General features: G+C 58.0%; 17 protein-coding genes and 4 pseudogenes. 12 read left to right on the forward strand and 9 right to left on the reverse strand.

Annotated elements, in window-relative coordinates; genetic code table 11:
- Nucleotides 1–96: 96 nt before the first annotated feature.
- The 3 genes from NKH95_RS17090 to NKH95_RS17100 all read right to left on the reverse strand — a co-directional run bounded on the left by NKH95_RS17090 (nt 97) and on the right by NKH95_RS17100 (nt 5,329).
- Complete coding sequence (locus tag NKH95_RS17090) at nt 97–2,403, reverse strand: CapA family protein (protein ID WP_352798025.1); 2,307 nt, start codon at nt 2,401–2,403, stop codon at nt 97–99.
- Nucleotides 2,404–2,699: 296 nt separating this feature from the next.
- A complete protein-coding gene (locus NKH95_RS17095; protein WP_352892094.1) occupies nt 2,700–3,029 on the reverse strand; it encodes a hypothetical protein in 330 nt (109 codons plus the stop codon).
- Nucleotides 3,030–3,163: 134 nt separating this feature from the next.
- Nucleotides 3,164–5,329 carry an ATP-grasp domain-containing protein gene (locus NKH95_RS17100; protein ID WP_352760964.1) on the reverse strand — a complete coding sequence of 722 codons (2,166 nt, stop codon included), beginning with the start codon at nt 5,327–5,329 and terminating at the stop codon, nt 3,164–3,166.
- Nucleotides 5,330–5,572: 243 nt separating this feature from the next.
- Here NKH95_RS17100 and NKH95_RS17105 point away from each other — a divergent pair, with 243 nt between their 5' ends.
- From NKH95_RS17105 to xth, 4 genes and pseudogenes are all read left to right on the forward strand, one after another.
- Nucleotides 5,573–7,156, forward strand: a complete 1,584-nt coding sequence (locus tag NKH95_RS17105) for a hypothetical protein (protein WP_352760966.1) — start codon at nt 5,573–5,575, stop codon at nt 7,154–7,156.
- Nucleotides 7,153–8,859 (forward strand): type I secretion system permease/ATPase, encoded by a 1,707-nt coding sequence (locus tag NKH95_RS17110; RefSeq protein ID WP_352760969.1) that lies wholly within the window; start codon nt 7,153–7,155, stop codon nt 8,857–8,859. The genes NKH95_RS17105 and NKH95_RS17110 overlap by 4 nt, the downstream gene beginning before the upstream one ends.
- Nucleotides 8,856–10,172 (forward strand): HlyD family type I secretion periplasmic adaptor subunit, encoded by a 1,317-nt coding sequence (locus tag NKH95_RS17115; protein ID WP_352760971.1) that lies wholly within the window; start codon nt 8,856–8,858, stop codon nt 10,170–10,172. Before NKH95_RS17110 ends, NKH95_RS17115 begins: the two co-directional genes overlap by 4 nt.
- A gap of 1,024 nt (nt 10,173–11,196) precedes the next feature.
- Nucleotides 11,197–11,985 (forward strand): annotated as a pseudogene (gene xth, locus NKH95_RS17120) (exodeoxyribonuclease III).
- A gap of 66 nt (nt 11,986–12,051) precedes the next feature.
- Here the strand turns inward: xth and ligD are convergent.
- Nucleotides 12,052–12,396, reverse strand: a complete 345-nt coding sequence (ligD, locus tag NKH95_RS17125; protein ID WP_502895247.1) for a non-homologous end-joining DNA ligase LigD — start codon at nt 12,394–12,396, stop codon at nt 12,052–12,054.
- Between ligD and NKH95_RS17130 the strand changes: the two are divergent.
- Nucleotides 12,277–12,525: pseudogene (locus tag NKH95_RS17130) on the forward strand (SAM-dependent methyltransferase); the annotation flags it as partial. The gene ligD and the pseudogene NKH95_RS17130 overlap by 120 nt on opposite strands.
- Nucleotides 12,526–12,629: 104 nt before the next feature.
- On the opposite strand, the gene NKH95_RS33460 reads toward NKH95_RS17130, so the two are convergent.
- Nucleotides 12,630–12,773, reverse strand: coding sequence for a GYD domain-containing protein (locus NKH95_RS33460; protein ID WP_502895244.1), 144 nt, complete (start codon nt 12,771–12,773; stop codon nt 12,630–12,632).
- 497 nt (nt 12,774–13,270) lie between these two features.
- Between NKH95_RS33460 and NKH95_RS17135 the strand changes: the two genes are divergently transcribed.
- Both NKH95_RS17135 and NKH95_RS17140 read left to right on the forward strand, forming a co-directional pair.
- Nucleotides 13,271–13,546, forward strand: a complete 276-nt coding sequence (locus NKH95_RS17135) for a hypothetical protein (RefSeq protein WP_352760974.1) — start codon at nt 13,271–13,273, stop codon at nt 13,544–13,546.
- On the forward strand, nt 13,543–13,671 hold the full coding sequence (locus NKH95_RS17140; protein ID WP_352760975.1) for a hypothetical protein: 129 nt from the start codon (nt 13,543–13,545) through the stop codon (nt 13,669–13,671). Before NKH95_RS17135 ends, NKH95_RS17140 begins: the two co-directional genes overlap by 4 nt.
- Nucleotides 13,672–13,726: 55 nt before the next feature.
- On the opposite strand, the gene NKH95_RS17145 is transcribed toward NKH95_RS17140, so the two are convergent.
- The 4 genes and pseudogenes from NKH95_RS17145 to NKH95_RS17160 form a co-directional block, all read right to left on the reverse strand.
- Nucleotides 13,727–14,260: a helix-turn-helix domain-containing protein gene (locus NKH95_RS17145; RefSeq protein WP_352798032.1), complete on the reverse strand. Its 534-nt coding sequence runs from the start codon at nt 14,258–14,260 to the stop codon at nt 13,727–13,729.
- Between the two features lie 416 nt (nt 14,261–14,676).
- The gene (locus NKH95_RS17150; protein WP_352760978.1) at nt 14,677–15,102 is read right to left on the reverse strand and encodes a hypothetical protein; all 426 of its coding nucleotides are present in this window, start codon (nt 15,100–15,102) and stop codon (nt 14,677–14,679) included.
- 725 nt (nt 15,103–15,827) lie between these two features.
- Nucleotides 15,828–16,013: pseudogene (locus NKH95_RS17155) on the reverse strand (SDR family NAD(P)-dependent oxidoreductase); the annotation flags it as partial.
- A gap of 93 nt (nt 16,014–16,106) precedes the next feature.
- Nucleotides 16,107–16,547, reverse strand: a pseudogene (locus tag NKH95_RS17160) (beta-ketoacyl-[acyl-carrier-protein] synthase II); the annotation flags it as partial.
- A 232-nt stretch (nt 16,548–16,779) separates the two neighbouring features.
- Here NKH95_RS17160 and NKH95_RS17165 point away from each other — a divergent pair.
- The 5 genes from NKH95_RS17165 to NKH95_RS17185 all read left to right on the forward strand — a co-directional run bounded on the left by NKH95_RS17165 (nt 16,780) and on the right by NKH95_RS17185 (nt 22,165).
- Nucleotides 16,780–17,802: a LacI family DNA-binding transcriptional regulator gene (locus tag NKH95_RS17165; protein WP_352760979.1), complete on the forward strand. Its 1,023-nt coding sequence runs from the start codon at nt 16,780–16,782 to the stop codon at nt 17,800–17,802.
- A 171-nt stretch (nt 17,803–17,973) separates the two neighbouring features.
- Nucleotides 17,974–18,987 carry an SIS domain-containing protein gene (locus NKH95_RS17170; RefSeq protein WP_352679849.1) on the forward strand — a complete coding sequence of 338 codons (1,014 nt, stop codon included), beginning with the start codon at nt 17,974–17,976 and terminating at the stop codon, nt 18,985–18,987.
- A gap of 27 nt (nt 18,988–19,014) precedes the next feature.
- On the forward strand, nt 19,015–20,337 hold the full coding sequence (locus tag NKH95_RS17175) for an ABC transporter substrate-binding protein (protein ID WP_352760981.1): 1,323 nt from the start codon (nt 19,015–19,017) through the stop codon (nt 20,335–20,337).
- Nucleotides 20,338–20,345: 8 nt separating this feature from the next.
- Nucleotides 20,346–21,308, forward strand: a complete 963-nt coding sequence (locus NKH95_RS17180; RefSeq protein ID WP_352892099.1) for a carbohydrate ABC transporter permease — start codon at nt 20,346–20,348, stop codon at nt 21,306–21,308.
- Nucleotides 21,305–22,165 (forward strand): carbohydrate ABC transporter permease, encoded by an 861-nt coding sequence (locus NKH95_RS17185; protein WP_352679840.1) that lies wholly within the window; start codon nt 21,305–21,307, stop codon nt 22,163–22,165. Before NKH95_RS17180 ends, NKH95_RS17185 begins: the two co-directional genes overlap by 4 nt.
- The last annotated feature ends 6 nt before the right edge of the window (nt 22,166–22,171 follow it).

Genomic DNA, 22,171 nt, shown 5'->3' on the forward strand with positions numbered 1-22,171 from the left:
TAGGCAAGGTTCTGCTAGCGTAAAGCAGGCGGCACTCAGCGCTTTCAAGGACATTACGTGATCTTGCCAGTTGATGCGGTCTGACACATGAACATCTCAGAGGGACGGTATTGATATTCTCAAGCAACGATCTTGAATTTCGTCAATCGCACCGATCAGGCTAGGCGACATGTTAATCAGCCGGTCGATTGTAGCTCGCCCGGCATTCCCTCCCATTATCTTAGGTTGATAATCCAGACGTGGATCTCTGTTTTGGACGTATATTGGAAAGATGTCCAAGTTTATTGTTTCCTGTCTGAAACGAAAGCAAGGCAATATAGATTCACCTTTGCTGTTACCTGATCCAAAAGAAAAGTTTCCAATACTGTATAATATAGGCCGGCGCTTATATATTTCTATCGGCTGAAGGATATGCGGGTGGTGTCCAATTACCGCGTCGGCGCCCAAGTCAATGAACAATTGTGCTTTGACACGGTCTTCCTCGGTGGGTTCGCGCTGGTAAGGCACACCCCAATGTACCATCACGGCGATCCGGTCGACCAGCGGACGCAGTCGCGCAAGATCCCGCTCCACCAGGTCGGGCAGATCCTGTGCCGACCCTGGGAGATCGCTACGAGCCGCCGTTCGACGGTTCCAGTAATAACCCAGCAGCCCGATGCGAATATCTGTGCCATCGTATATCGCCGGGTTGTGCGCAACGTCCTGGTTTTTTCCGCCACCGTACGGCTTGATACAGTGTCTCTCCAAGGTATCTAAAGTCTCGATAACGCCATCGCGGCCACAATCCTGAATATGGTTGTTCGCGATGGTCATTGCAGCAAAACCGGCGCGGCGCAGGACAGAAACCGTTCGGGGATCGACTTTGTATGAATAGTTTCGAGTGGTATTTGCCTTCTCAGTGACGCTGGAGAATGGCCCTTCCAGGTTCCCGGTTATCAGGGCCGTGCGCTTAAAGACCGGCCTGACCCATGCGAAGGCATAGTCTGTGCCGAACCTGCGGATTCTATGCCGCATCCGCATCCCAGTCATCACATCTCCGACCGCTGCTAGGTGGTACGGGGCGGTGCCGGATGACAATAGGAATGACTCGAGTTTGTCCGGGTCGATTAGATCAACATCATCCGGAATTATCACCTCCGCGAACTTATCGCGAATTTTGGCAACATGCCCCCGCACTGCCTCCGACTCCCTGAGGCTATAGGCGAGAGGCGGAACCAAGGGGGCCAGCAACATACTAGTCACGTATGAACTAAAGCCTATCCCGCGCCTCTCGAGGACATTTCGGATCAGCTCTTCGTGATAGCCGCCGAACCTTACTTGGTCCGTATGAAGCAAGCACGAGGCAAAACTTCGTGCCGATGATCTGATCGCTCTGGTTGGAATCCGGGAAGGTGCGTACGGGCTGTCAGAAAGCCGCCCGAGGTGCAAAAGGGCCCCAAGGATCAACTCCATGCAGACAGATTTGTCCTGAGGAAGTGCCTTATGCAGATCCCATAATGCCGCTGCGACGGCCTGCGCGACGAGAGCCTCTTGCGGCGCTGTTTCGGTATCGTCTATTTGGGCGTCGTTGGCGAGGCTGTGCGCTGGCACGAACTCGGCATCGTGAAGAACATGCCAGCTCGAGATATATGGGGTAGAGAGCATTGCGCCCGCCAAGTACATGCTCGCCGCGACCTCAAGGGCGGTCGGTCTGCTGAATGCAACCCGCGGAGCATGCAAGCTGTCGGCCTGCACGTCGGCGGTGTGGCGCACAACATGAAGTCCGAACGACTGGTATATGATGCCGGCATCGTGGGATGGATCGCACAAATAAGCGCCGCCCGAAATCCGCGGCAGCCACCCTTCCGTGGTAACCTCGCGGCCCGGGCCAAAGAGCAGTTCACCGCAGAGGGGGATTGAAAAATCATCGAGATTTTCCATTATCGCAGGGTACCGGTACTTAGTATCCCTGATCGGTACCACCGTGCGGATGGCCTCAGGGCTTCCCTTCTTTTTTAACTGTTGTGCATTGACGATAGCTCTGACCTTGGGCAAGGGCCGCGCGCCAAGTGAACGAAGCACCTCGTTCACGCGGTGGCTCACCAAGGATACATGGTAATAGACGTTGACCTGGCCGAAATGCGTGGCTGCGTCACGGCCTTCCTGCTCACCATAACAACTTCCACCGCCAAACGGTTTGAACGTAAAGTTACCGTCCGGCCCGGCCAAGGCAGCGCCATTTAAACCTGACGGGCAGGGCGCCTTCACGCCTTGATGGCTGATTACGTCGACGTACCGCCCGCGCAGTCGTTGCCTGTCGGCATCTTGGTAAAGATAAGGCAATTCGACTTCGGCTAGTTGCACGCGGCCACCAGTGAAGTCCGAGTCGCAGGACTCCCAAAGGTAGACGAAGCCAGTCGCCATATTAAATCCCTCGAATAAGTAGCTGTTCTTCTTGTGTCGAGCACCGATACGGCAAACTTATATTGCGCAAAATGGTGCAGCTCCACTCCACCCCGTTGTCGACGCGGGGCGGCGAGTGTGAGATGAGCGCGCACCGGATGGCTAATGAGCACCCGCGTCAACTCAAGTACTGGCGTGTGAAACATCGCAGGGTTATTCCCAGCCGAACTCGCGCCCCGGTTGCCTAGCACGGCCGTCCGCCCAAGTTAACGTACTCCGAAGCCAGTCGCCTGCTGGTGTTAAGCTGCAAACGTTACCTACCTGTCCTTCGCAGCTGGTCCTTTCACAACAGGCGCGCTATGACCGTTTAGTGACATGCCCGCCTGACCGGGTTCACCCAGTTCTTGCCGAGCAATGTTCAAAGCCTCCTCCAAAGCTCCATCGTCAATAAGTTTGAGTTCTTTCGCCACCAAGTTCGATTTTGTGCGGGGCCATTTGTCGACGGACGTCGCGCGCACGAAACCCAACGCCGACGGCATTCGGACCATCAGCCAACCCAGGTTCACCATCTTTGCGGAGAATTCTCTGACGAACTTCGCGCCACCGGTGCGCCGTCCGGTCAGGCGCCTGAAAGTTTTGTAGGACATCCTTACGCGAGTACGGGGTTCCCCCGTCTTGTTCCTCTGGCGTTGCAGAGTTAGGGCAACTAGTGCGGCTGCATCACCTTCCGAAACGTTTGGTGTGGTAGTCACTGAAACAGTATTCATAAGCGTTACTCCCTTTACTCAAGCAGAGACACTTCTCTCTGCGGTTGAACTGCGTTCGCTTGGGACTGATTAGAAAGTGGGGACGCTGCCTCATCGAACCAGCCATCCCGTTTTGCCAGATATGAAACCGCCATTGCATGCATTGCGCCCCTGAGCTGCGGGGACCGCGACGCAAAGGTGGCAGGTTCCGCCACAAGCTCGCCAGAGACCGACACAAGCGCCATTTTAGGGCCGGAACCGTCGGTGCTCCATCGCAGCGAGACAGCCAATCCGCCGCCTTGCAGATGGCTTCTCAAGTCAGACCCAAGCTCAGTGTCGGTGCTTGTCAGAATTAATTTTTCAGACGGCATGCGCGACAATGCGTGCCTTGAAACAATGTCTTCCTTGTCAACGATGAAATATCCGCGGTTGGCGTGATTCAGCACCGTCTTGGCCAGAACTTCAAGGCTTCCGCGATTCTCTTCGTTGGTCACCGTCAAGGAAATGGCGTGGCAAGTGCCCAAACCAAGCCCATTTTCCAAGATTCTTGCCGGAGAGGCCGCGTAAATAAGGGCTTCCAAAGAAGGATCCCTGGCCAACATCTGCGGATTTATTCGCTGGGCAAATTCTTGCGGAACGGAGTTGATATATGCTCCTCTTTTAGACAGAAGGCCGGTACTTCGTCCCTCTGCATGTAATCTATGCTCGATTGCTTTTGCCGCCATGCCGGTATGCCGGTCGCCAATAACGAGTACGGTAGCGACTTCGGATGATTTTGCATCGCTGTACATATTTGCCAGGATTATTTCACTCACATCTCTTGCCGTGCCGGCCCGCGGCCAAAGATGAAACTCGATCCCTGGTCGTGCGTTCACCTCGATGACAGAGCAGCCGACCTCTTTGTGAGATTGCGCAATGTCGGGCATGATTAGATCTATTCCGGCAATACTGAGGCCTATGACCTTGGCAATGCGCTCGCATAACTTCTGATTATCCGCATGGACGGAGTTGGTGATGTCGACTGGGACACCGCCGCGTGCGAGATGACCGTTCGGTCGCAGAACCACCCTTTGCCCAGCAATGGGCACGGACGCCAATGAAAGACGATGGTGGGCCAGGTGCCGAAGAAGTTCGTCGTCAACTTCCAGACGCGATAGACGCCTCCCGTCCCTGTCGGGTTCTCGATTTAACTCATCAACCAACTGGCGCAGAGTCTTTTCGCCGTCACCGGTTACCTCGGGCGGGCAACACAGGACCGCCGCCACGACGCAAAAATCGACAATTGTCACTCTATATTCGGGCCCAGCGACAAACTGTTCGACCAACACCCCGCAGCGCTCCGATTGGGCTATGTCGAACGCTGCCTCGACGGCGCGTCGTCCCCGTAGTTTGACAGTAACTCCGCGCCCTTGATTTGCTTGAGCGGGTTTAACTACAACCGTCCTACCCAAATGTTTAGCGGCGGCGACTGCCTCTGCCTTGCTGCGGACAGTAAGTTGGCGAGGTACCGGTATGCCTGCCTGCGCCAAAAGCCTGTTGCCCAGCCTTTTGTCCAAGGCCACCTTTGCCGAGGCAAACGACGTCGATCCCGATATCGTGGAGAAAAGCTGCTTCTGATGCCTACCTTGGCCGAGGCGGAGGTGATTGCGGGCGACAAACTCGAAGGGGATTCGATTTCTCTTGGCTGCGGCGACCAGAACAGCGGTCGAATTTGAAAGACGCCTTTTCTTTGCTCTTTCCAGATTCAGTTCGCGGGCAACGGAATACTTCGCTGACGCATCCCCGTCTCGTGCGGCCTCTCCGACCGCCTCAATGACAGCCGCCGCAGCCGCGCGCGACATCTGCGGGTCGTCAGACTCCCAAACGATCACGGGATTGCCCTCGTCCGGACCGCTCACCCGCGATGACTCCATCGAAAACGAATAGAAATTCATTGCGCGGCGAAGCTCAAGATCCGCAGCCAGGATTGCATCTGCCAAATACGAGGGCACCACAACATCCTGATCACATTGCGGGAACAGTTCATAAAGCCCGGAGCGGGCCGTAGGAGAAAAACTGGAAACGCGAGCGGTCGCCATCTGACCTAAATTCAGGGTTAATTTAACAACCGTATTTGCATTATACATGTTGAGCCCGGACAATGTCTTGAAACCGGCTACCTCAAATGGACCCAACTCTTCGGTTTGGCATGCTTTAACCATCCGCATTATCCCAGAATTCACATTTCCGGTCCGGCCTTGGAGGTCTAGACCCTCATCGTGCTTGCGTGCAACCCGCCGTTATATTATGGTTAGCTAATGATTAACGCAACGAAAAAAAACAGCAGAGGCTTGGAATGAGCCTAAACAAAATTAAATAAAAGTTTAACAAAAAAAGTAATGTCTGTGAAACTTCAGTAGCGTTGGGGTGTTATCATGTCTGTTTGTAGAATTCAGCGCGGGCGCATGAAGAAAGCCAAGCGTGCATTCGCCACTCGTCGCGTCGCGGCCTCTCATATGCGCACGCTCATAAATGGGTCTTTACAGCCTGTCGCAGGAGACCTTGTCCTGGCTCGAGTGGACGAACTCGGCAACCATAGCAGGTTGGAGCTCATCAATGGCAGGAAGGCGATTATGTTTCCCGGGGATGAGATAATCCTCTGCTATGGAAACCGATACGCACCCGACCAGTTCGAGGCCACAATTGGGCCCGATCTTGGGCCGTGTGACTTGGTAGCTGGGGGAGGGATCGCTGCTTGCGAGCTCTCCAGGCATGATCGGATGGCTCCTCCAACAAAGATTACCCCCCTCGGCCTGATCGGCGATAAGTTCGGTCGCCGGCTAAACGTGTGGGATTATAAGGTAAGCTCCGACGACTTGCGCCCTTCCTTACCAATCGTTCTTTCCCTTGGAACTTCTATGAATGCCGGAAAGACGCTGACGGCCACGTCGCTGGTTAGAGGATTCAAGAAGTTGGGGCTTAAGGTTGCTGCATTGAAAATCACCGGTACAGGGTCCGGCGGTGACACCTGGATTGTGCGAGACGCTGGTGCGGACGTTGTTCTTGACTTTACTGATGCAGGGTTTGCAACAACGTATCTTGCGCCGGTTGAGTTGGTTGAAAAGGGCGCTTTCCGCCTGTTAAATCATGCAGCCGAGACCGGATGTGACGTTGCTGTCATCGAGATCGCCGACGGATTGCAGCAGAAGGAAACCTCAGAGCTAATTCTGGCTGAATCGTTTCGTAGCATGGCTTTGGGGACAATATTCGCTTCCTACGATGCGATGGGAGCAAAGTGTGGCGTTGATACACTGCGAGCCGCCGGTCACAAGGTGTTGGCCATCAGTGGCAGAATTGGCCGTTCGCCGCTCGGCGTCAGAGAGGCTGAGGAGGCCACCGGACTGCACGTCTATTCTCCATGGGAACTCCAGGACGGCGCACTGAACCCGGTGTTGAGAGTCCGGGCTGCAGAAAAGTTGTCTAATGGGCAGAGCAATAACCCGTATCTTCGCCGTATAGCTGAATCATCGGAGACAACTCTGCCGGATGGTGAGGATCGTGCCCACTCTCACCAACTGCGGATCGATTTCTTGGCGAAGGTCGCGCGTGAATTGATACTCGCGGAGCTGGGAGACGGTGCCTACAGCAACCTGGCAATTTGGCCCAGCCCATATGGAAGCGTCTCGGTCAATCTCCCCAAGCGACGGACCAAAAGTTCTATCCCCAAATTGATGTCTGTGCAGGCGCCGGCAGAACTTATAGAGGCGGCTGTGTTGGCGAAAAGTCATGGTGCACTCCAGTCATCGATAAGCGGCATCGTGCAGGCACTCGGGTATCCTCCGCTGCCGGCAAGTCAAATGTCCAGTCTGGTGAATGAAGCTTGGCCGGCTTTGGGAGGCGGCCGGGTGTTACGTCTGCTTGAGCCGGCCGTACAAATCGGACTTGAACCAAGCGAGGTGAATGCTCAAGAGGACCTTGACGCGAGAGTTATGAATTTTTCCGGAATTTTTAACGAGCCTGACAGGCATACGAGCGTAGGACGGGCGTGAAAGACAGTGTGCTGATGAACATGCGAAGCAGGCGGCGATTTAGCGCGCCCCTCAGCGACATGTGGCGAAGGTCGATCCCCGGTCTCGCCGCTGTCATGACATTTAGCGTGTTCATCAATGCCCTCCGGTTTACCGGCCCGCTTTACCTCATACAAATATTCGATCGAGTTATCTCCAGCCGCAGTGTGGAAACCCTTGTTATATTGACCTCTGCTGCCTTACTTGCGCTGGTAGCTGGTGTCGCGCTGGAAACTATTCGTCGCCGCATGCTTTCTCGCTGGGGAGTCTGGATCGAGCATCAGTTGACCAGCCAGTCGGTGAAAGCCGGATTGACGTCAGGAGTCGCCAATCCGCCGCTTCTGCTGAGCATCGAGAAGGTCTCCGGCTTTGTCGAACGCGGGTTGTCTGCTTGGTTGGACGTAATTTGGGCGCCCATTTTCCTGTTGTGCGTGTACTTCATTCATCCGGTTCTCTGTCTTATTGCGACGGCAGCCACCGTTTTGCTGGTTTGCATGAGCCTGTTGAAGGAAAAGCTCACACGAGAACCCCGCCAAGCTGAACGCGATGCCGTCAAGCAGGCAAAAGAGGTGCTCGTTTCCGCGGAAAGGCACAAAGACGTTGTCAGTGCCTTCGCAATGGCGGACGCAATCGCCGGCCGTTGGAGCAGGAACCGTGTGGACGGCTTCTTGCAGCGAGACCGGCTTAATGCGTGGGGATCGAGCCTTGATGCCGCAATCCGAGTGCTTAACCGTGGCCTCTACATTATTCTGCTGGCCTCCGGCATATGGCTGTTCCTTAACAACGAGGCCTCGCTCGGTGGCTTATTTGCGGCCCGACTTATTGCCAACTTCGCTTACAGAATGGTGGGTAAAGCGGTTGGGGAACTCAGAGGCCTTCGAGAAGCGCGCGAAGGATATGCCAAGATCAAGGCGGAACTTGTCAAGCCGTCGGACGGCGAACCGTCGCTGATGCCGGGAACTCCGCGTGGCACATTAATTCTTGATGAAATTGCGTTTAGACATGCGGGATCCCGGGAGGACGTGTTCAGGAAGCTGTCCCTTTCGCTGGCGCCGGGCGAGTTGCTGCTGGTCGTCGGTCGCGCTGCCACCGGCAAGACCACACTCTCTCGCCTTCTGATAGGTCTGCTCAAGCCTCGAACCGGACAGGTCCGACTGGGTGACATGAACGTCACCCGGCTTCCGGATTCCGTCAGATCCGAAGCTATCGGCTATTTGCCACAGCAAGTCGAACTGTTCGAGGGAACAGTCGCACAGAATATTGCCCGGTTTCAAAAGAGTTCCATCGACGACGTGGTTTCCGCGGCAAAAATGGCTGGCATTCACCACGTTATTATTCGCTTGAACCAAGGCTACGACACTGTGCTTGATGACTCGGTCGGTCTGTCCGGCAGTGAACGGAAACGAATAGCGCTTGCCAGGGCATTGTTTCGCGCGCCGAGAATTGTTGTGCTGGACGAGCCTTTCGCCAATTTAGACGGTTCCTCGAGAAGGACCCTTGAAGCGGCCGTAAAACTCATGAAAGAATCGGGATGCTCGGTCGTTGTCACCATGTCGGGGCAGTCGAATCGCCTTGCCGGACTTGTGGACCGGACGCTGATCCTGGGCGGCCGCACGCCTGAACTCACCGATCCTTCGGAGCGTCGGGGTCGTCCCGAGAAAGCCGATTTACGGAGCGTCAAATGACAGCATCGCCCGTCATTGGCACCAAACAATCCGGCGAAGATCCCGCGCCGTTCGGCAGGAGCTTCGTTATCCTGGGCTTTGTTATAATCGCGGCCTTTTCGACCCTGACCGGCATGTGGCTTGTCGCTGCTCCCATTCAGGGCGCTATCGTGGCTAACGGGTTAGTGGAGGTGGCCTCGAATGTTAAGACGGTGCAACATCTCGAAGGCGGGATCGTGTCCGAAATAATGGTTCAAGAGGGCGAGCGCGTATCTCCAGGCCAGGTCCTTGTGCGATTGCAGAGCACTGCTTCGACAGCCGCTGCCAACGAAATTAAGGCGCAGTGGTACGAGGCGAAGGCTGCCGAGGCGCGTCTGATCGCCGAGCGAGACGGAAAGGACTCAATCGAAATTCCGTCTGAGCTAAAAGAGCCCGGCAAACTGGCAGCTGATGCTATCTCGGGCCAGGAGAGCATCTTTCGTACGCGCCGAACCCTTCTTGGCGAGAGACTTTCCCTGCTGCAGCAGACGACCGGGAGCTTGCAGATGGAGATAAAAGGCTTTGAAGGGCAGGTGACAGCTGCTGCCAAAAAACTTGAACTTATCGAGGAGCAGTTAACCGATGTCCGTGCATTGTATGAAAAGAAGTTAGTAGTGAGGACGCGCCTGATAGATCTGGAGACCGAAAAGGCAGATGTCGGGGGTTCCTTAAGCGGCTACATGGCGTCGATTGGAGTCGCCAGGCAGAAAATGGAGGAAACGAAATTTAAGATCGCTGAACTTAACGCATCCACAGCTGCCGACATTGTCGAGGAGCTGGGGGTGGCGCATGCCAAAATATATGAATCCGCGCAGCGGATGGCTGCTGCCGATGACGTGAGGATGCGAACCGAAATACGCGCGCCCATGGCGGGTACCATTGTGGGGATGAAGGTGCACACGATCGGGGGCGTGATAGCTGCAGGCGATGCGTTGATGGATATAGTGCCCCTTGAGGATAACTTCGTAGTAATCGCAAGCATTGATCCCCTGGACGTAGACCAGGTGAAGGTAGGGCTCCCTGCGACCGTTTGGCTCAGCGCAGTCAGCAGGCGTTATCAGCGCCCAATGATCGGCGACGTTCACACCCTTTCAGCAAACACGCTGATAGACTCTCGGACCGGGCGGGCTTTTTATTCGGCTCGAATCATCTTGAGCCCTCAGTCCTTGAAAGCAGGTCCAGCGTTGCAGACTGGGATGGGCACGCAGGTCATGATCGCAACCGGAGCGAGGTCGGCTTGGGAGTATCTTAGCGCTCCGGTCTATGCGGCAATGGGGCGGGCATTGCGCGAGTGAGAAGGCAATGGGCTGGAAAGCGACAACGCGCGAAATCACTGGGCTGGGTGAAGAGCCGGGCAGGGACCTAGCCGATGGGTTTATACTTTCCGTAGCGGAAAGAGTCGCGCCTAGCGAATGCGAGATTGTGGGGTCCCTTGCGGGCAAACCTATCTTCGCCGTCGTTGTGGACACACTCGGGCAACGGTATCATTACATGGGTATTGCTCCCCGTCTCACTGACGGTCGCTTCGATGTGAAATCTCTCGCGTTATGGGAATGGATCGTCGAGCCAGGACTGATATATTTATCTGAGTACGCACTGCTTCCATCAGGAGCGCCGCGTCATGTACGCGTGGCTGGCAGAAGGCCGGCCCCGAGTATTTGATGCCGAGTTCAGGTTCATGCTATGCAGACGAAGGCGACACGACGGGGCACCGATGGCCATCTCAATGAAATACAATACCCCAGCTGAATATTGCCGAACGCAAACGCGTTCGCAAGGCAGCTTCCATGCAAGGCCGGCGCCGGAATGTTAGTTGTTCGTAGAGACATGACAAGCCGCCAAGTTGCGTCGGCAGACGGCGCACCGCCGAGAAGCCCAAGCCAATCAGCTGTTCGCCAGTCCCGCGGCCGATCGCGATGCGGGCGAATTCCTGCTGAGCGGTTTAGGGGTGACAAAGAAGCTCGCCCACACCTTGGCCGGCCGTGAAACTATCTACGCCCGCTTCTTCTACTTGAACAAATCGACGTCGCTCGGCTTCACGTCAAATCCGTTGTCAAGCATGAGCGCGTATGGTCTCGCAAGTCGACTACTTTGTGGTGAGTTCGCAAAAAGGGCGGACTACCTCACTACGTTTCCTACCTTTCCCTGCATCCTGGGGTCGAAATGCCAAGGGTCAAGGAAACCCACCATTTTGACGACGGATTGGCGAGGCCGCAAAGTCCTACAATGGCGACTGACAACTTCCTGTGCAGCGTGGTGAGGGATCGATTGCCGAGCCTTTCACGTTAGTACCGTGAAGGGTTTTGGAGAGAGATCCTGATGACCCGTATCGCAACCTTCAACGTCAACGGTGTGAACGGTCGCCTGCCCGTGCTCATCAAGTGGCTCGGTCAGACCGACTATGACATCGTGTGTCTTCAGGAATTGAAGACCGGATGAGAAGTTCCCCGCGGGGGCGATCAGGAACGCCGGTTACGGCGCGATCTGGCACGGGCAAAAGTCCTACAACGGCGTAGCCATACTCGCTCGTGGAAAAGAGCCGCTGGAGCGCCGTCGTGGGCTCCCGGGCGATCCTGATGATACGCACAGCGATATCTCGAAGCCGAGGTCGATGGGATCGTCGTCGGTTGCCTTTACCTGCCTAACGGCAATCCCGCTCCTGGGCCGAAATTCGAATATAAGCTGCGCTGGTTCGACCGCCTGATCAGCTACGGCCAGCTGCTGCTCAGGGAAGATATCCCTAGCATTCTCTGCGGCGACTACAATGTCGTGCCCACCCCGATCGATGCCGTGGTGCCGGGACGTTGGCTGGGCGATGCAGTCTATTTTCCGGAGAGCCGGCAAGCCTATGCCCAGATGCTTGATGGCGGCTGGATCGATGGCGTCCGCCGCACCCACCCGGAGAAAGGCGTCTACACCTATTGGAACTTCGCCTACCAGGGCGGCTACGATCGAAGCTCCGGCCTGCGGATGGATCATCTTCTGGTCAGCCCATCACTTTCGGACAGGTTGCGTGACGCCGGCATTGACGCCGACGTGCGAGGCTGGGAAAAGCCGAGTGATCATGCGCCAGCTTGGATTGAACTCGACCGTCCGGCAAGTGGATGATGTGATCAATCGTTCGCGGGCACCGTCTTTGCCCCGCGCGAGAATCTTGGTTTGCGGGGTCTGCGCTCACGCCGCCTTTTTAACGGCTGCCCTGAATGGACGGTCGATCGTGAAGGCATCTGGACGGATGGCTGCCTCAACCTGGCTCCAGGTCACCGGATGAGCGATTGGAAAACGGGGTCGAGCCCGTGGTGAGAACGCGCCGACGGCAGTATTGCCCCGCCCATTGCGGAGGTAAGATGCGGCCTGTTCGAGCCGACGGCGAGGCGGACAGCAGGTAGCGATCCGGATGCGACACCTTTCCTGTTTCGCGTTCACGCCAGGCCGCACGACTACAACAGATGGACCCCCGCCGGCCTCAAGCAGCTGATGGTCGAGGGCGGCTTCCCCGAAGCCAACGTCAAGGTCCACGGCTGGGGCAACAAGGCCTGCGCCAAGGCCCATATCGGCGGCCCCGTCCGCGCCTACGGCCTGTGGCGGGATTTGAGCAATGACGAGGAATACCCGCTGATGGTCTGGGCTTTTGCGAAGAAGGGGTGAGAGGCTGACCGCCAAGGACAAAGCTAATGGTCTTGGATCTGGCGAAGGATGTCGACAAACGGCGGGGGTGCGGAACGCGCGCTGGCTAGACTCTGGGATGCCCTCTACGATGCCGGCGGGCGATACCGGATGGACTTCGCCTTCCCAAGGGCTTCCATCGTCTCTTCGACGCGTCGATCCTCGGGATTTTGGATCAAGCGCGCCCATGTCTCGGGCGTATAGCTGAATCGGGAGAGATACATGGGCATGGTTCACCTCCAAAGTCGCCGCCCAACCAGCTTACGGGTAGGCTCACAGGCCGATGAAATATGCGCTCAAGCTAATGGAAGCGCAACGTCCCGGCTATTCGCATGCCAGGCCCCCCGCGAGTTTCGGATTTGGATGTACCGCCGAGCCTTCCAATCGAACGACACGCCGGCCGGGGTCTGAAAACCTCGCGCCGGCTTTTTTGTGCCTTCGTGCCGGGCCTGCTGACGCTTGGCCTTCCTGATCCTCGGCAAGTCCTGCGTGTGGGTCTTGAGCTCGCCGCAAGCTAAATTAGCTGGGCGCAGTTGGTGTTCACGTCCGGGCCTTGCAAGCCAAGGGCACGCTTGTGCTCGATCACCCAACGGTCGTTGCGGCGGTGGACGGGCTCGCCACACAGACAGCGCGGCGCGACATTGTGGTGGGTGGCGTGCTAGGTGAAGCCATCAGTTAGGCTAAGAATTTTGGGCCATAGAGGTTAGGTCTAATTGTACCCGAGCAGATGGCGAAGCCCAACTATCGGCAGATAAACGGTCCAAATCATCCCGATGGCGGCGGCAACGCCGAGGCCGATTGCGGGAGCCCAAACCTTCCAGAGCATCTGGAGCCGCGCCGCTATTTCAGTCAAACTGTCCTTCCATTGATCGCTCCCCAAGTCGATTCGAAGGCGAGAATGCCAATGAACTCCAAGACTGCCGCCGTTGCAATCACCGCAAGTGTTTGCATCGCGGGTTTCGCCTATTCCAGCGGTCACAAGGCCGGCGGGTGTCCCAATTGAAGGACACCGTGTCGGCTTACAACCGACGCATGGGGATTGACGACAAGGCCAACAGCCTCGGCCGCGTCGATCTCTGCCTGGAGCTTGGTGGCCTACTTGATGAATGCGAGCGGATAGACCGCTGATCTGCTGAACGGCTGATTTCAACTCTCCCACCTTCATTGCCGAAAGCGGCAGGCGCTATGGGACGGCGTTGAGGGCAAGGCCGGCGCACCGCTGCCAGCATCTCTTGGCGAAGTCGGTGATCGTCAGCGGATAGCAATAGCGCCGATCGGCGAGCATGAACTCGCCTTTGTAGTCGGCACACCACAGATCGTTGGGCCGATAGCCGTTTGAAAGTGGTGTTCCCATCGCCCTGTTGCGCCTTCGCTTGCGGCGCTCGACCAGGCCATGGCGGTCGAGAACCGCATGCACCGTCGAGATCGCAGGCCGGTGAACGTCAGGATACAGCCGGGCCAACCGTTCGCGTATCTTTGGCGCACCCAGGTCGGCTTGTCTTGCTTGAGGCGCACAATCAGCTTCTCGATTTGAAACGGAAGCTGATTGGCGTGGCGGGGGTCGGCGTGATCGATCCGTCAGCCCCTCAAGGCCACTGTCATTGTAGCGTGTGAGGATCTTGTAGCCGGTCTTGCGCGAGATATCGAACTCGCGGCAAAGCACCGCCATCTTCTCGCCGTCCAGCAGCCGGGCAATGAACTTCAGCCGCTCTTCCATGACGTTACACTCCTTCCAAGGCACCTTGCTCTCCTTGCAAAGGGCCGAAAGTGTAACCATGTCTCCGGAATGAACTGTCACCCTCTCTCGGGAAGGGCAGATCGCCGCCACGAGCAGACATGTCCGGCTACGTCGGACTGAGCTGATCTCGTCTTAACGGGAAGCCCGCCGGCTCGGCGGGAGCGCCCGGACGGGCAGTAACGGCCTACATGGAAAGCGTGCGGACGCGGTAGCTTGCCTGAGCCCGGGCCGTACGAGTGATGCCCCCATCTCCCGTCGACCACACCGCGTCCAATCCCGAACATAGCGGGGGCAAGCGTCAAGAGCAAGATACATGGGGTTACATGTCACTGTTACTTGGAGAGGGCTGAGGTCGGTTGCTGGTTGGTGTAGAGCGAGGTGGCCACACGACGAACCTAGGTGATCTCGTAATAGAAATCGCAGATCAGATCAGCAACCTTCACAGCTTCGAAGTCAGTCATGTGCGCCGCGTTCTCAACGGCGACCGTTTCCAAGTCATCCTGATCAATCGCCAGAAGGTCCAGCAATTTTGCAAATTTGATTTTGAGTTCGCGGTCGCCGTCGAATTCATCGATCGTGACGTTCAGGATGTTTACGTTTGCCTCAATCAGCCTCGCCTGAATGCTGTCCGTGGAGGCTGCTAACGACCGGATCGCAGTGAAGAAGTGTTCACGAGCATTGGTATATTTGACGTCCACTTTGGCACCTCTGTCGGTAAAAACCGCGCCCTGGACGCGGGGGCGCGAGCCACGACTTACGCGCTCCCGAAGGCCGGAGTCAACAAGTTCAGCGCTGCTGATGGAATGCGCGATGTCAACCAAGACATGAAGCTTAGTCTAGATGATCTGCGCAGGAAATTGTCCGGCGAAAGGTGGCGGGCTCATTTTTTGAAGATCAGCGGAACCTGCTAATTCAAGGCTGGTTCCCATGGCGGCAGCGCCTCCGCGCGCTGCTGGTCGAGCCAACCCTCGGCCGGGCCCGCATCGTCCCCAAGCGTGCGGGCCCACCTCTGATGGAACATCAGGCAATGCTAATGGCTTGCAGGGACCGCCCGTCCCGGCACGTCCTCTTTTGGACACGCCCGCTGCTGCCGTGAATGGGGTAGCGGGTTCCGACTGGCCAACAATCGTGCTAAATGGGCGATGAAAAAGCCCGCCCAGCGTTCGTTGTCTACGCACCGCCCCTGATCGGCCTTCCGTTCCTGGCTGTGATACTGGCCGCTGATGGGACGACCACAGCAACGCCCTTTGACACCGCAGATGAAGCAGCCGACCACATCAAGTTGATGGCCCATAAACAAGGACCGGGATCGCTTCGCCACTAGCCAAAGGCGCTCAGTCGAACAAGTCGGCGAATCATCCATCAGCAATATCTAACATTTTCCTTTTGGGGAGGCCGGGTGTACGTTGGCTACCGCGGGGTGATCCTAGGGACCTACACTGCCCGCTGCCGAGAGGTGGCGGGCTTTTTTGTTTGTGTTCGGAACACGGATTTCCAACGCGAGTTGGAACGCTGTCGCCTTCCGTGGAGGCGGTGATGGTCACGTCGCAACGGACGCGTCGTCGGTCACGTCGCAGGTCAGCATGGTCACGCCGGCGGGTTGCCGGGAGGCCGTGCGACGGCTGGTTCCGAAGACGCGAAAGCCGGCGCCTAGCAAGGCGTCGGCGGTAGCGCGCCCGATACCCGATGATGCCCCTGTCACCAAGGCGACGCCGGGATTGGTCTTGTTCATGGAAATCATATCCTTCTTTGCGTTGGATCGGATTGGGAAAAGCATGAGAGGCCGTGGCAAAGGGCGTTGGTCATGGCTACGTCTGGCCACCGGTTAGTTCCAGCGTCTGAACAGGGCGCTGGCATTCACGCCGCCAAAGCCGAAGCCATTGGAGATCGCGTACTCCATCTCCATGGGCCGGGGTGCGTTGGCGACGAAGTCGATTCCGTCGCCGGCCGCATCGGCCTGGCCCAGGTTGAGGGTTGGCGGGGCGACCTGATCCCTGAGCGCCAGGATTGCGAAGATCGCACCAAGCCCACCGGCCGCTCCGAGCAAATGTCCGGTCGCCGACTTCGTGGCACTGACAGCTATCGCGAAATCGCGCCCGAACACGCTCTTGATCGCTTCGATCTCACCCAGGTCGCCGACAGACGTTGAGGTCGCATGCGCATTGAGATGACGAACCTCGCGTGGCGAAATCCCTGCCTGGGCAATCGCGATCTGCATGGCCCGGCGCGCGCCGTCGCCGTCCTCTGGCCCGGAGGTGACGTGGTGGGTCGTTGGCGGTAGAGACCGTGCGACAGGGCAGCGACTGACTTCGGTCTTGCGCCAACCCGTCACTCGTCAACACGGATTGAAGAGATGCGAGGCGTGGAAAAGGATCGCAAGAAATCGCGCCTGCTATGTTCGCAGTTTGCGAATCAGCCGATATGCCGCACAAAGATGCCAGCCAATACGAGCCGGGATGGTGATCTGACGCAATGTGCAGGTCGCAAGAGGATGAGCCGTGACGCAGAAGGGGATCACTCTCAAAGACGTGGCTGCCGCAGCCAACGTATCGCGCGCGACAGCTGCTCGGGCGCTCAACAGCTATGGCTACGTTGGTGACGAGACGGCGCTGCGCGTGTTGGCGGCGGCGGAAAGACTGGGCTATCGGGCGAACCTCGTTGCCCAGGCCCTGCGCAGTGGACAGTTGCCGATCGTCGGCTTCGTGCCGGGCGACATACAGAACCCTTTCTTCGCCCGAATCGCTCACGACATCGAGGTGGAACTGCGCAAGCACCGCCATAATCTCCTTATCGCCAGCAGCGAGGAGAATGTAGAACAGGAAAAAGAATTGCTTGAGAGCCTGCGCTCGCTCAGCATTCGTGGCTTCATCCTTGCCCCAACGTCTGCGACCGACAGCGAGCACATCGTGCAACTGGCACGCGAAGGCGCACCGATCGTGCTCATCGACCGCGTGGTAAAGGATCTGCAATGCGACAGCGTCGTCGTCGACAACGAGGGCGGGGCGCGCGAGGCAGTGGACTATCTCGTTAGCAATGGTCACGACCGAATCGGTCTTCTGCGCGACGAGTCACGCATCTTCACGGCACAGGAGCGCCTGGCTGGCTACCAAAACTCACTCCAGTCGCATGGGATCGCAATCGATGAAGCGCTCATCGGCATATCGCGCTCGACCGTCGAGCATGCCATCGAAGCCACGATCCGCATGTTCAGCCGGCGCAATCGTCCAACCGCACTGTTCACGGTTGACAGCCTCATGACGCAAGGCGCGCTTCTTGGCCTGCGTTCAATGGGGCTCTCGATTCCCCATGATGTGTCGGTGGTTGGATTCGATGACTTCAATCTCGCCACCTTCACCGATCCGCAGATAACGGTCGTGGCGCAACCCATCTCAGAGATCGGACCGCTCGCTGCCAGATACCTGCTGGAGCGGCTGGCCGGCAAAAAGATTGCACCGCGGCGTACCCGATTTCAGACTCGCTTGATCGTGCGCGGATCGGTTGCCCGGCGTACCATGCGCTAATCGGCGATTCCTCATTTCCGGAAAATTTCGTCTCAAGGACTTGCCATTGGCGAAATTGCGTGCCCATTATTGCTTGTGAGATCGATCTCACAACGGAAAAACGAATTGGACGGCACACCGATGCCTGAAGCGAGGCAGAGGCCTGTCGCATGCGAATACAAGGAAAACGTCATGCTGAACTTCGATAGGGACCGCTTCGTACAGATCCAAAGCGGGGCCGTCGCCGTCGCAGGTGAGGTCCGCTCACTGATGCGCACACTGCGGGCGGACGGCGTCGAGCGGCTGTTTTTCATGGGCACCGGCGGCGTGCAGCTTCTAACCTTGCCAGCGATCGAGCTGGCGCAGCGCTGTTCCACATTCCCGGTGAGCGGTGCCTATCCGGCGCAGGTCGTGATCGATCCGCCCGCCGGTCTCGACAGCAAGGCCGTGGTGGTCATCCCGTCCTTGTCGGGCACGACCAAGGAAGGCGTCGAGCTCATGGCCTTCCTGAAAAAACGCGGCGTGCGCACGATCTCGCTTACCGGCCATTCGGATACGCCGATCGCGCGGGAGGCTGACCACAATTTCACGAACTTCGCCGAAGACGACACCTCGTCGGAATCCTTCTACCTTCAGACGCTGCTGATCGTCCTGGCCCTGCTGGAAGAGCGCGGCGAATACGATGATTTTGATGGCACTGTCGCCGAACTCAAACTGCTGCCGGACCTGCTTGCCGACGCCAAGGCTGCCTTTGAGGACAAGGCGGCCGAACTGGCCCAGACGATCAAGGACGACACCTATCACATCTTCACCGGCGCCGGCTCGGTGTGGCCGCAGGCACACTATTACGGCATGTGCATCCTCGAAGAGATGCAGTGGATTCGCACCCGCCCGGTGCACGCCGCCGACTTCTTCCACGGTACGCTCGAGCTGGTCGAGCCGGGCGTCAGCGTTTTCGTGTTCAAGGGCGAGGATGCCCTTCGGCCCTTGACCGACCGGGTCGAGAACTTCGCCAGGCGTTACACGGACCGCGTTCGCACGCTGGATGCGGCCTCGGTCAAGTTGCCGGGCATCTCCGCAAAAGTCCGCGGCATGATCTCGCCGGTTCTGCTCGCCACCTTGCTCGAGCGGCTGAGCGCCCATCTCGAGGTGCTGCGCAACCACCCGCTGACCACCCGTCGCTACTACAAACGCGTTGAATATTGATCCCTCTCACCTCTGAAGGAGCTATCTATGAAACGTTCGCTGCAAGTCGTGGCGGTCACGGTGGCCGCTGTATCATCATTGGGATTGTCGATAGGCGGCAGTTCCGCCGCTTCGCCGGTTGTCGCGGCCGACCCCACCGCCAAGGTGGAATACACCGGCACGCTGTCGGTCCTGACCAAGTTCGGGCTGCAACAGCTGTCACCCTATTTCGTCAACCTGGCGCAGGCCTTTCAAAAGCTCCATCCGGATGTGAAGGTCGAACTTATCCAGGAGAGCGACGACAGCGTGAAGGGCAAGACCAAGACGCTGGTCGCTTCCAACTCGCTGCCCGATATCTATTTCTCCTGGACAGGCAGCTGGGGCGGCAATTTCGTGCGCGGCAATCGCGCCGTTGATCTCACGCCCGTCATTGGTCCCGATACCGAGTGGGGCAAGTCGCTGTCTGCGGCCGCCGTCAAGGCGTTCGAATACAACGGCAGGTTCTATGGCATTCCGCTTTACCAGGACGCCAAGTTCATGGGCTACAACAAGCAGATCTTCGCCAAGCTCGGCCTCAAGGCACCCGCCACTTTCGAGGAATTGCTGACCAACTGCGACGCCATCCGCAAATCCGGCGCGACACCGATCTCCTTCGGCAACAAGGAGGCCTGGCCGGCAATACACTTTGCAGGCCAGCTGCTCGCCTACAACGTGCCGCAGGCAACGCTGGAACGGGACTTCGATCCGGCCACCGCCCAATACAGCGATCCGGGCTATATCGCAGCACTCAAGCAGTTCAGCCAGCTTGTCGAGCGCTGCACCGATGGCGCCGGCGTCAACGGCACATCCTATGCCTCGGCTCTCCAGGCCTTCACCAACGCGCAGTCGGCCATGTACTACCAGGAGATCATCGAGTTCGATCAGGCCGCCACGCCGGAGTCAGCGTTAAAGCCCGCCGATTTCGGATTCTTCCGGCTGCCGGTGGCCGGCGGCGCCAAGGGTGACCCCAAGTCTATCGAGGGCGCGCCGGAGGGCTACATGATCAATGCGGCGTCGAAGAACATCCCGCTGGCGATCGAATTCATGAAGTTCGTGACCTCGAAGGAAAACGCGCAGGTGCTTTCCGCGCCACCCTATGGCCAGCCGAGCGCCACCATCGGCGGCGCCTCGGAATCGAACATGAGCGCGGCTGTGGTCGACGGCCTCAAGGATATCAACGCCGCCTCATACCTCATGCCCTGGCTGGATACGGCCAACCCACCGCGCGTCGCCGCCGTCTGGCTGTCCAGCCTGCAGGCGCTGGCGGGCGGCTCGATGACGCCCGAGCAAGTGATGGACGAGGTGCGCAAAGCCGCATCCGCGGCCAAATAAAGCAAACCATGTCAAGGGCCTGGGACACAGTGGACACCGGCGCCGAGATTGGCGGCGTCGCCAGGCCGCAACGGCCAAAGAGCCGGCGGGCGCGCTTCGCCAATCTGTTGTCGTTGCGGTGGGCCGCGATTGCGCTCATCCTCATCGGCTGGTTCGTCTACTATCCCATCGTCGACAATTTCATCGTCAGCACCACCGACCAGGACATCTACACCGGCGAGGTCACCAGTGTCGGCCTCGCCAATTACGACCGGCTGCTGCATGACCCGGTCGTGTTGCTGGCGCTGTGGAACAACTGCCTCTACGCCATCATCTCCGTCATCTTCCAGGTCTTCGGCGCGTTCCTGCTGGCGGCCATCATCGAGGACCTGAAAAGCGATGGCTGGCGCCGCCTTTGGCGCGCGGTGTATTTCGTGCCGTCGGCCATCTCGATCACGGTGACCGGCCTGGTGTTTTATTTCATCTACCAGCCGCAGATCGGCTTGCTGGATGCAGCCCTCAGCCGTGTTGGTCTCAGCCAGCTCGTCATGCCCTGGCTCGGCAATGAGCACACCGCCATCTATGCCATCATTGCCATGAGCCAATGGCAGGGTTTTGGCTATTCGACGCTGCTGTTTGCCATTGCCATCCAGAAGATCCCGCGCGACCTCTACGACGCCGCGACGATCGACGGCGCCGGTCCGCTTCGCCGCCTGTGGAGCATCACCTTTCCGCTGACCCGGGAAATGACGGGATTGATGATCATCGTCACCATCACCGGCGCGTTCCAGGTGTTCAACGAGGTCATGGTGATGACCGCGGGCGGGCCCAACAACAGCAGCCAGGTGCTGGGCACGTGGCTCTACCAGAAGGCTTTTATCGAGGACAATTTCGGCTATGGCGCGGCGATTGCCGCCGTCATCTTCATGTTGACCATGCTCACAGGTGCGGCACAGCTCTGGTACACCAAGCGCCGCCGGGTGCAGCTATGAGCGCAACGATCGCAGCCGGTCGCGGCCGACACGTCAATGTGTGGTCGGTCATCGCCAGGACATTGCTCTATTCGTTCCTGGTCTGCCTCGGTGTCGTTGTCATCTATCCGCTGATCTGGATGGCGCTGAGCGGCTTCAAGGACAATGCGCAGATCTTTGGCGATCCCTTCTCCCTGCCCACCCATTGGGCGTGGAACAACTACGTGCAGGCGTGGAACCAGGGCGTGCGTGGCTATGTAACAGTCTCGGTGCTGGTGACCGTCGCTTCGGCCATATGCACCGTGCTGATCAGCGCCTGGACGGCCTTCGGCCTGACCCGCACGAAGATGCCGGCAAAGCCGCTGGTTATCGCCATCGTTCTTGGCGGGCTGATGCTGAGCCCCACGGTGGCGATCATTCCACTGGTGAAGATGTTGCAGGCGCTCGGTCTCTACAACACCTACTGGGCGCTGATCATTCTCTACACGGCGTTCCGGGTGCCGTTCACCACCTTCCTCATCCGCGCCTACATGCTGGATCTGCCTGAAGACATCGACGAGGCGGCGACGATGGATGGCGCCAGCGAGGGTCAGATCTTCTGGCGCATCACCTTGCCGCTGTGCCGGCCGATCATCATCTCCTGCGTCATCCTGCACGTCCTGTTCGCCTGGAACGAATATCTCTTCGCCATGATCTTCACGAGCGGCTCGGATGTGCAGACGCTGCCGGTTGGACTGACGTCGATCATGGCAACCCACGGGACCAATTACGCCGTGGTGTTCGCGGCCATGACGATCTCGGCCCTGCCTATCGTGATCGTGTTCTTTGCCGCGCAACGCTACTTCATCCGTGGCCTGGCCGAAGGCATCGGCAAATAACAATTC

Origin of the sequence: Mesorhizobium sp. M0848 (assembly GCF_040319805.1) — a bacterium.
Lineage (GTDB): Bacteria > Pseudomonadota > Alphaproteobacteria > Rhizobiales > Rhizobiaceae > Mesorhizobium.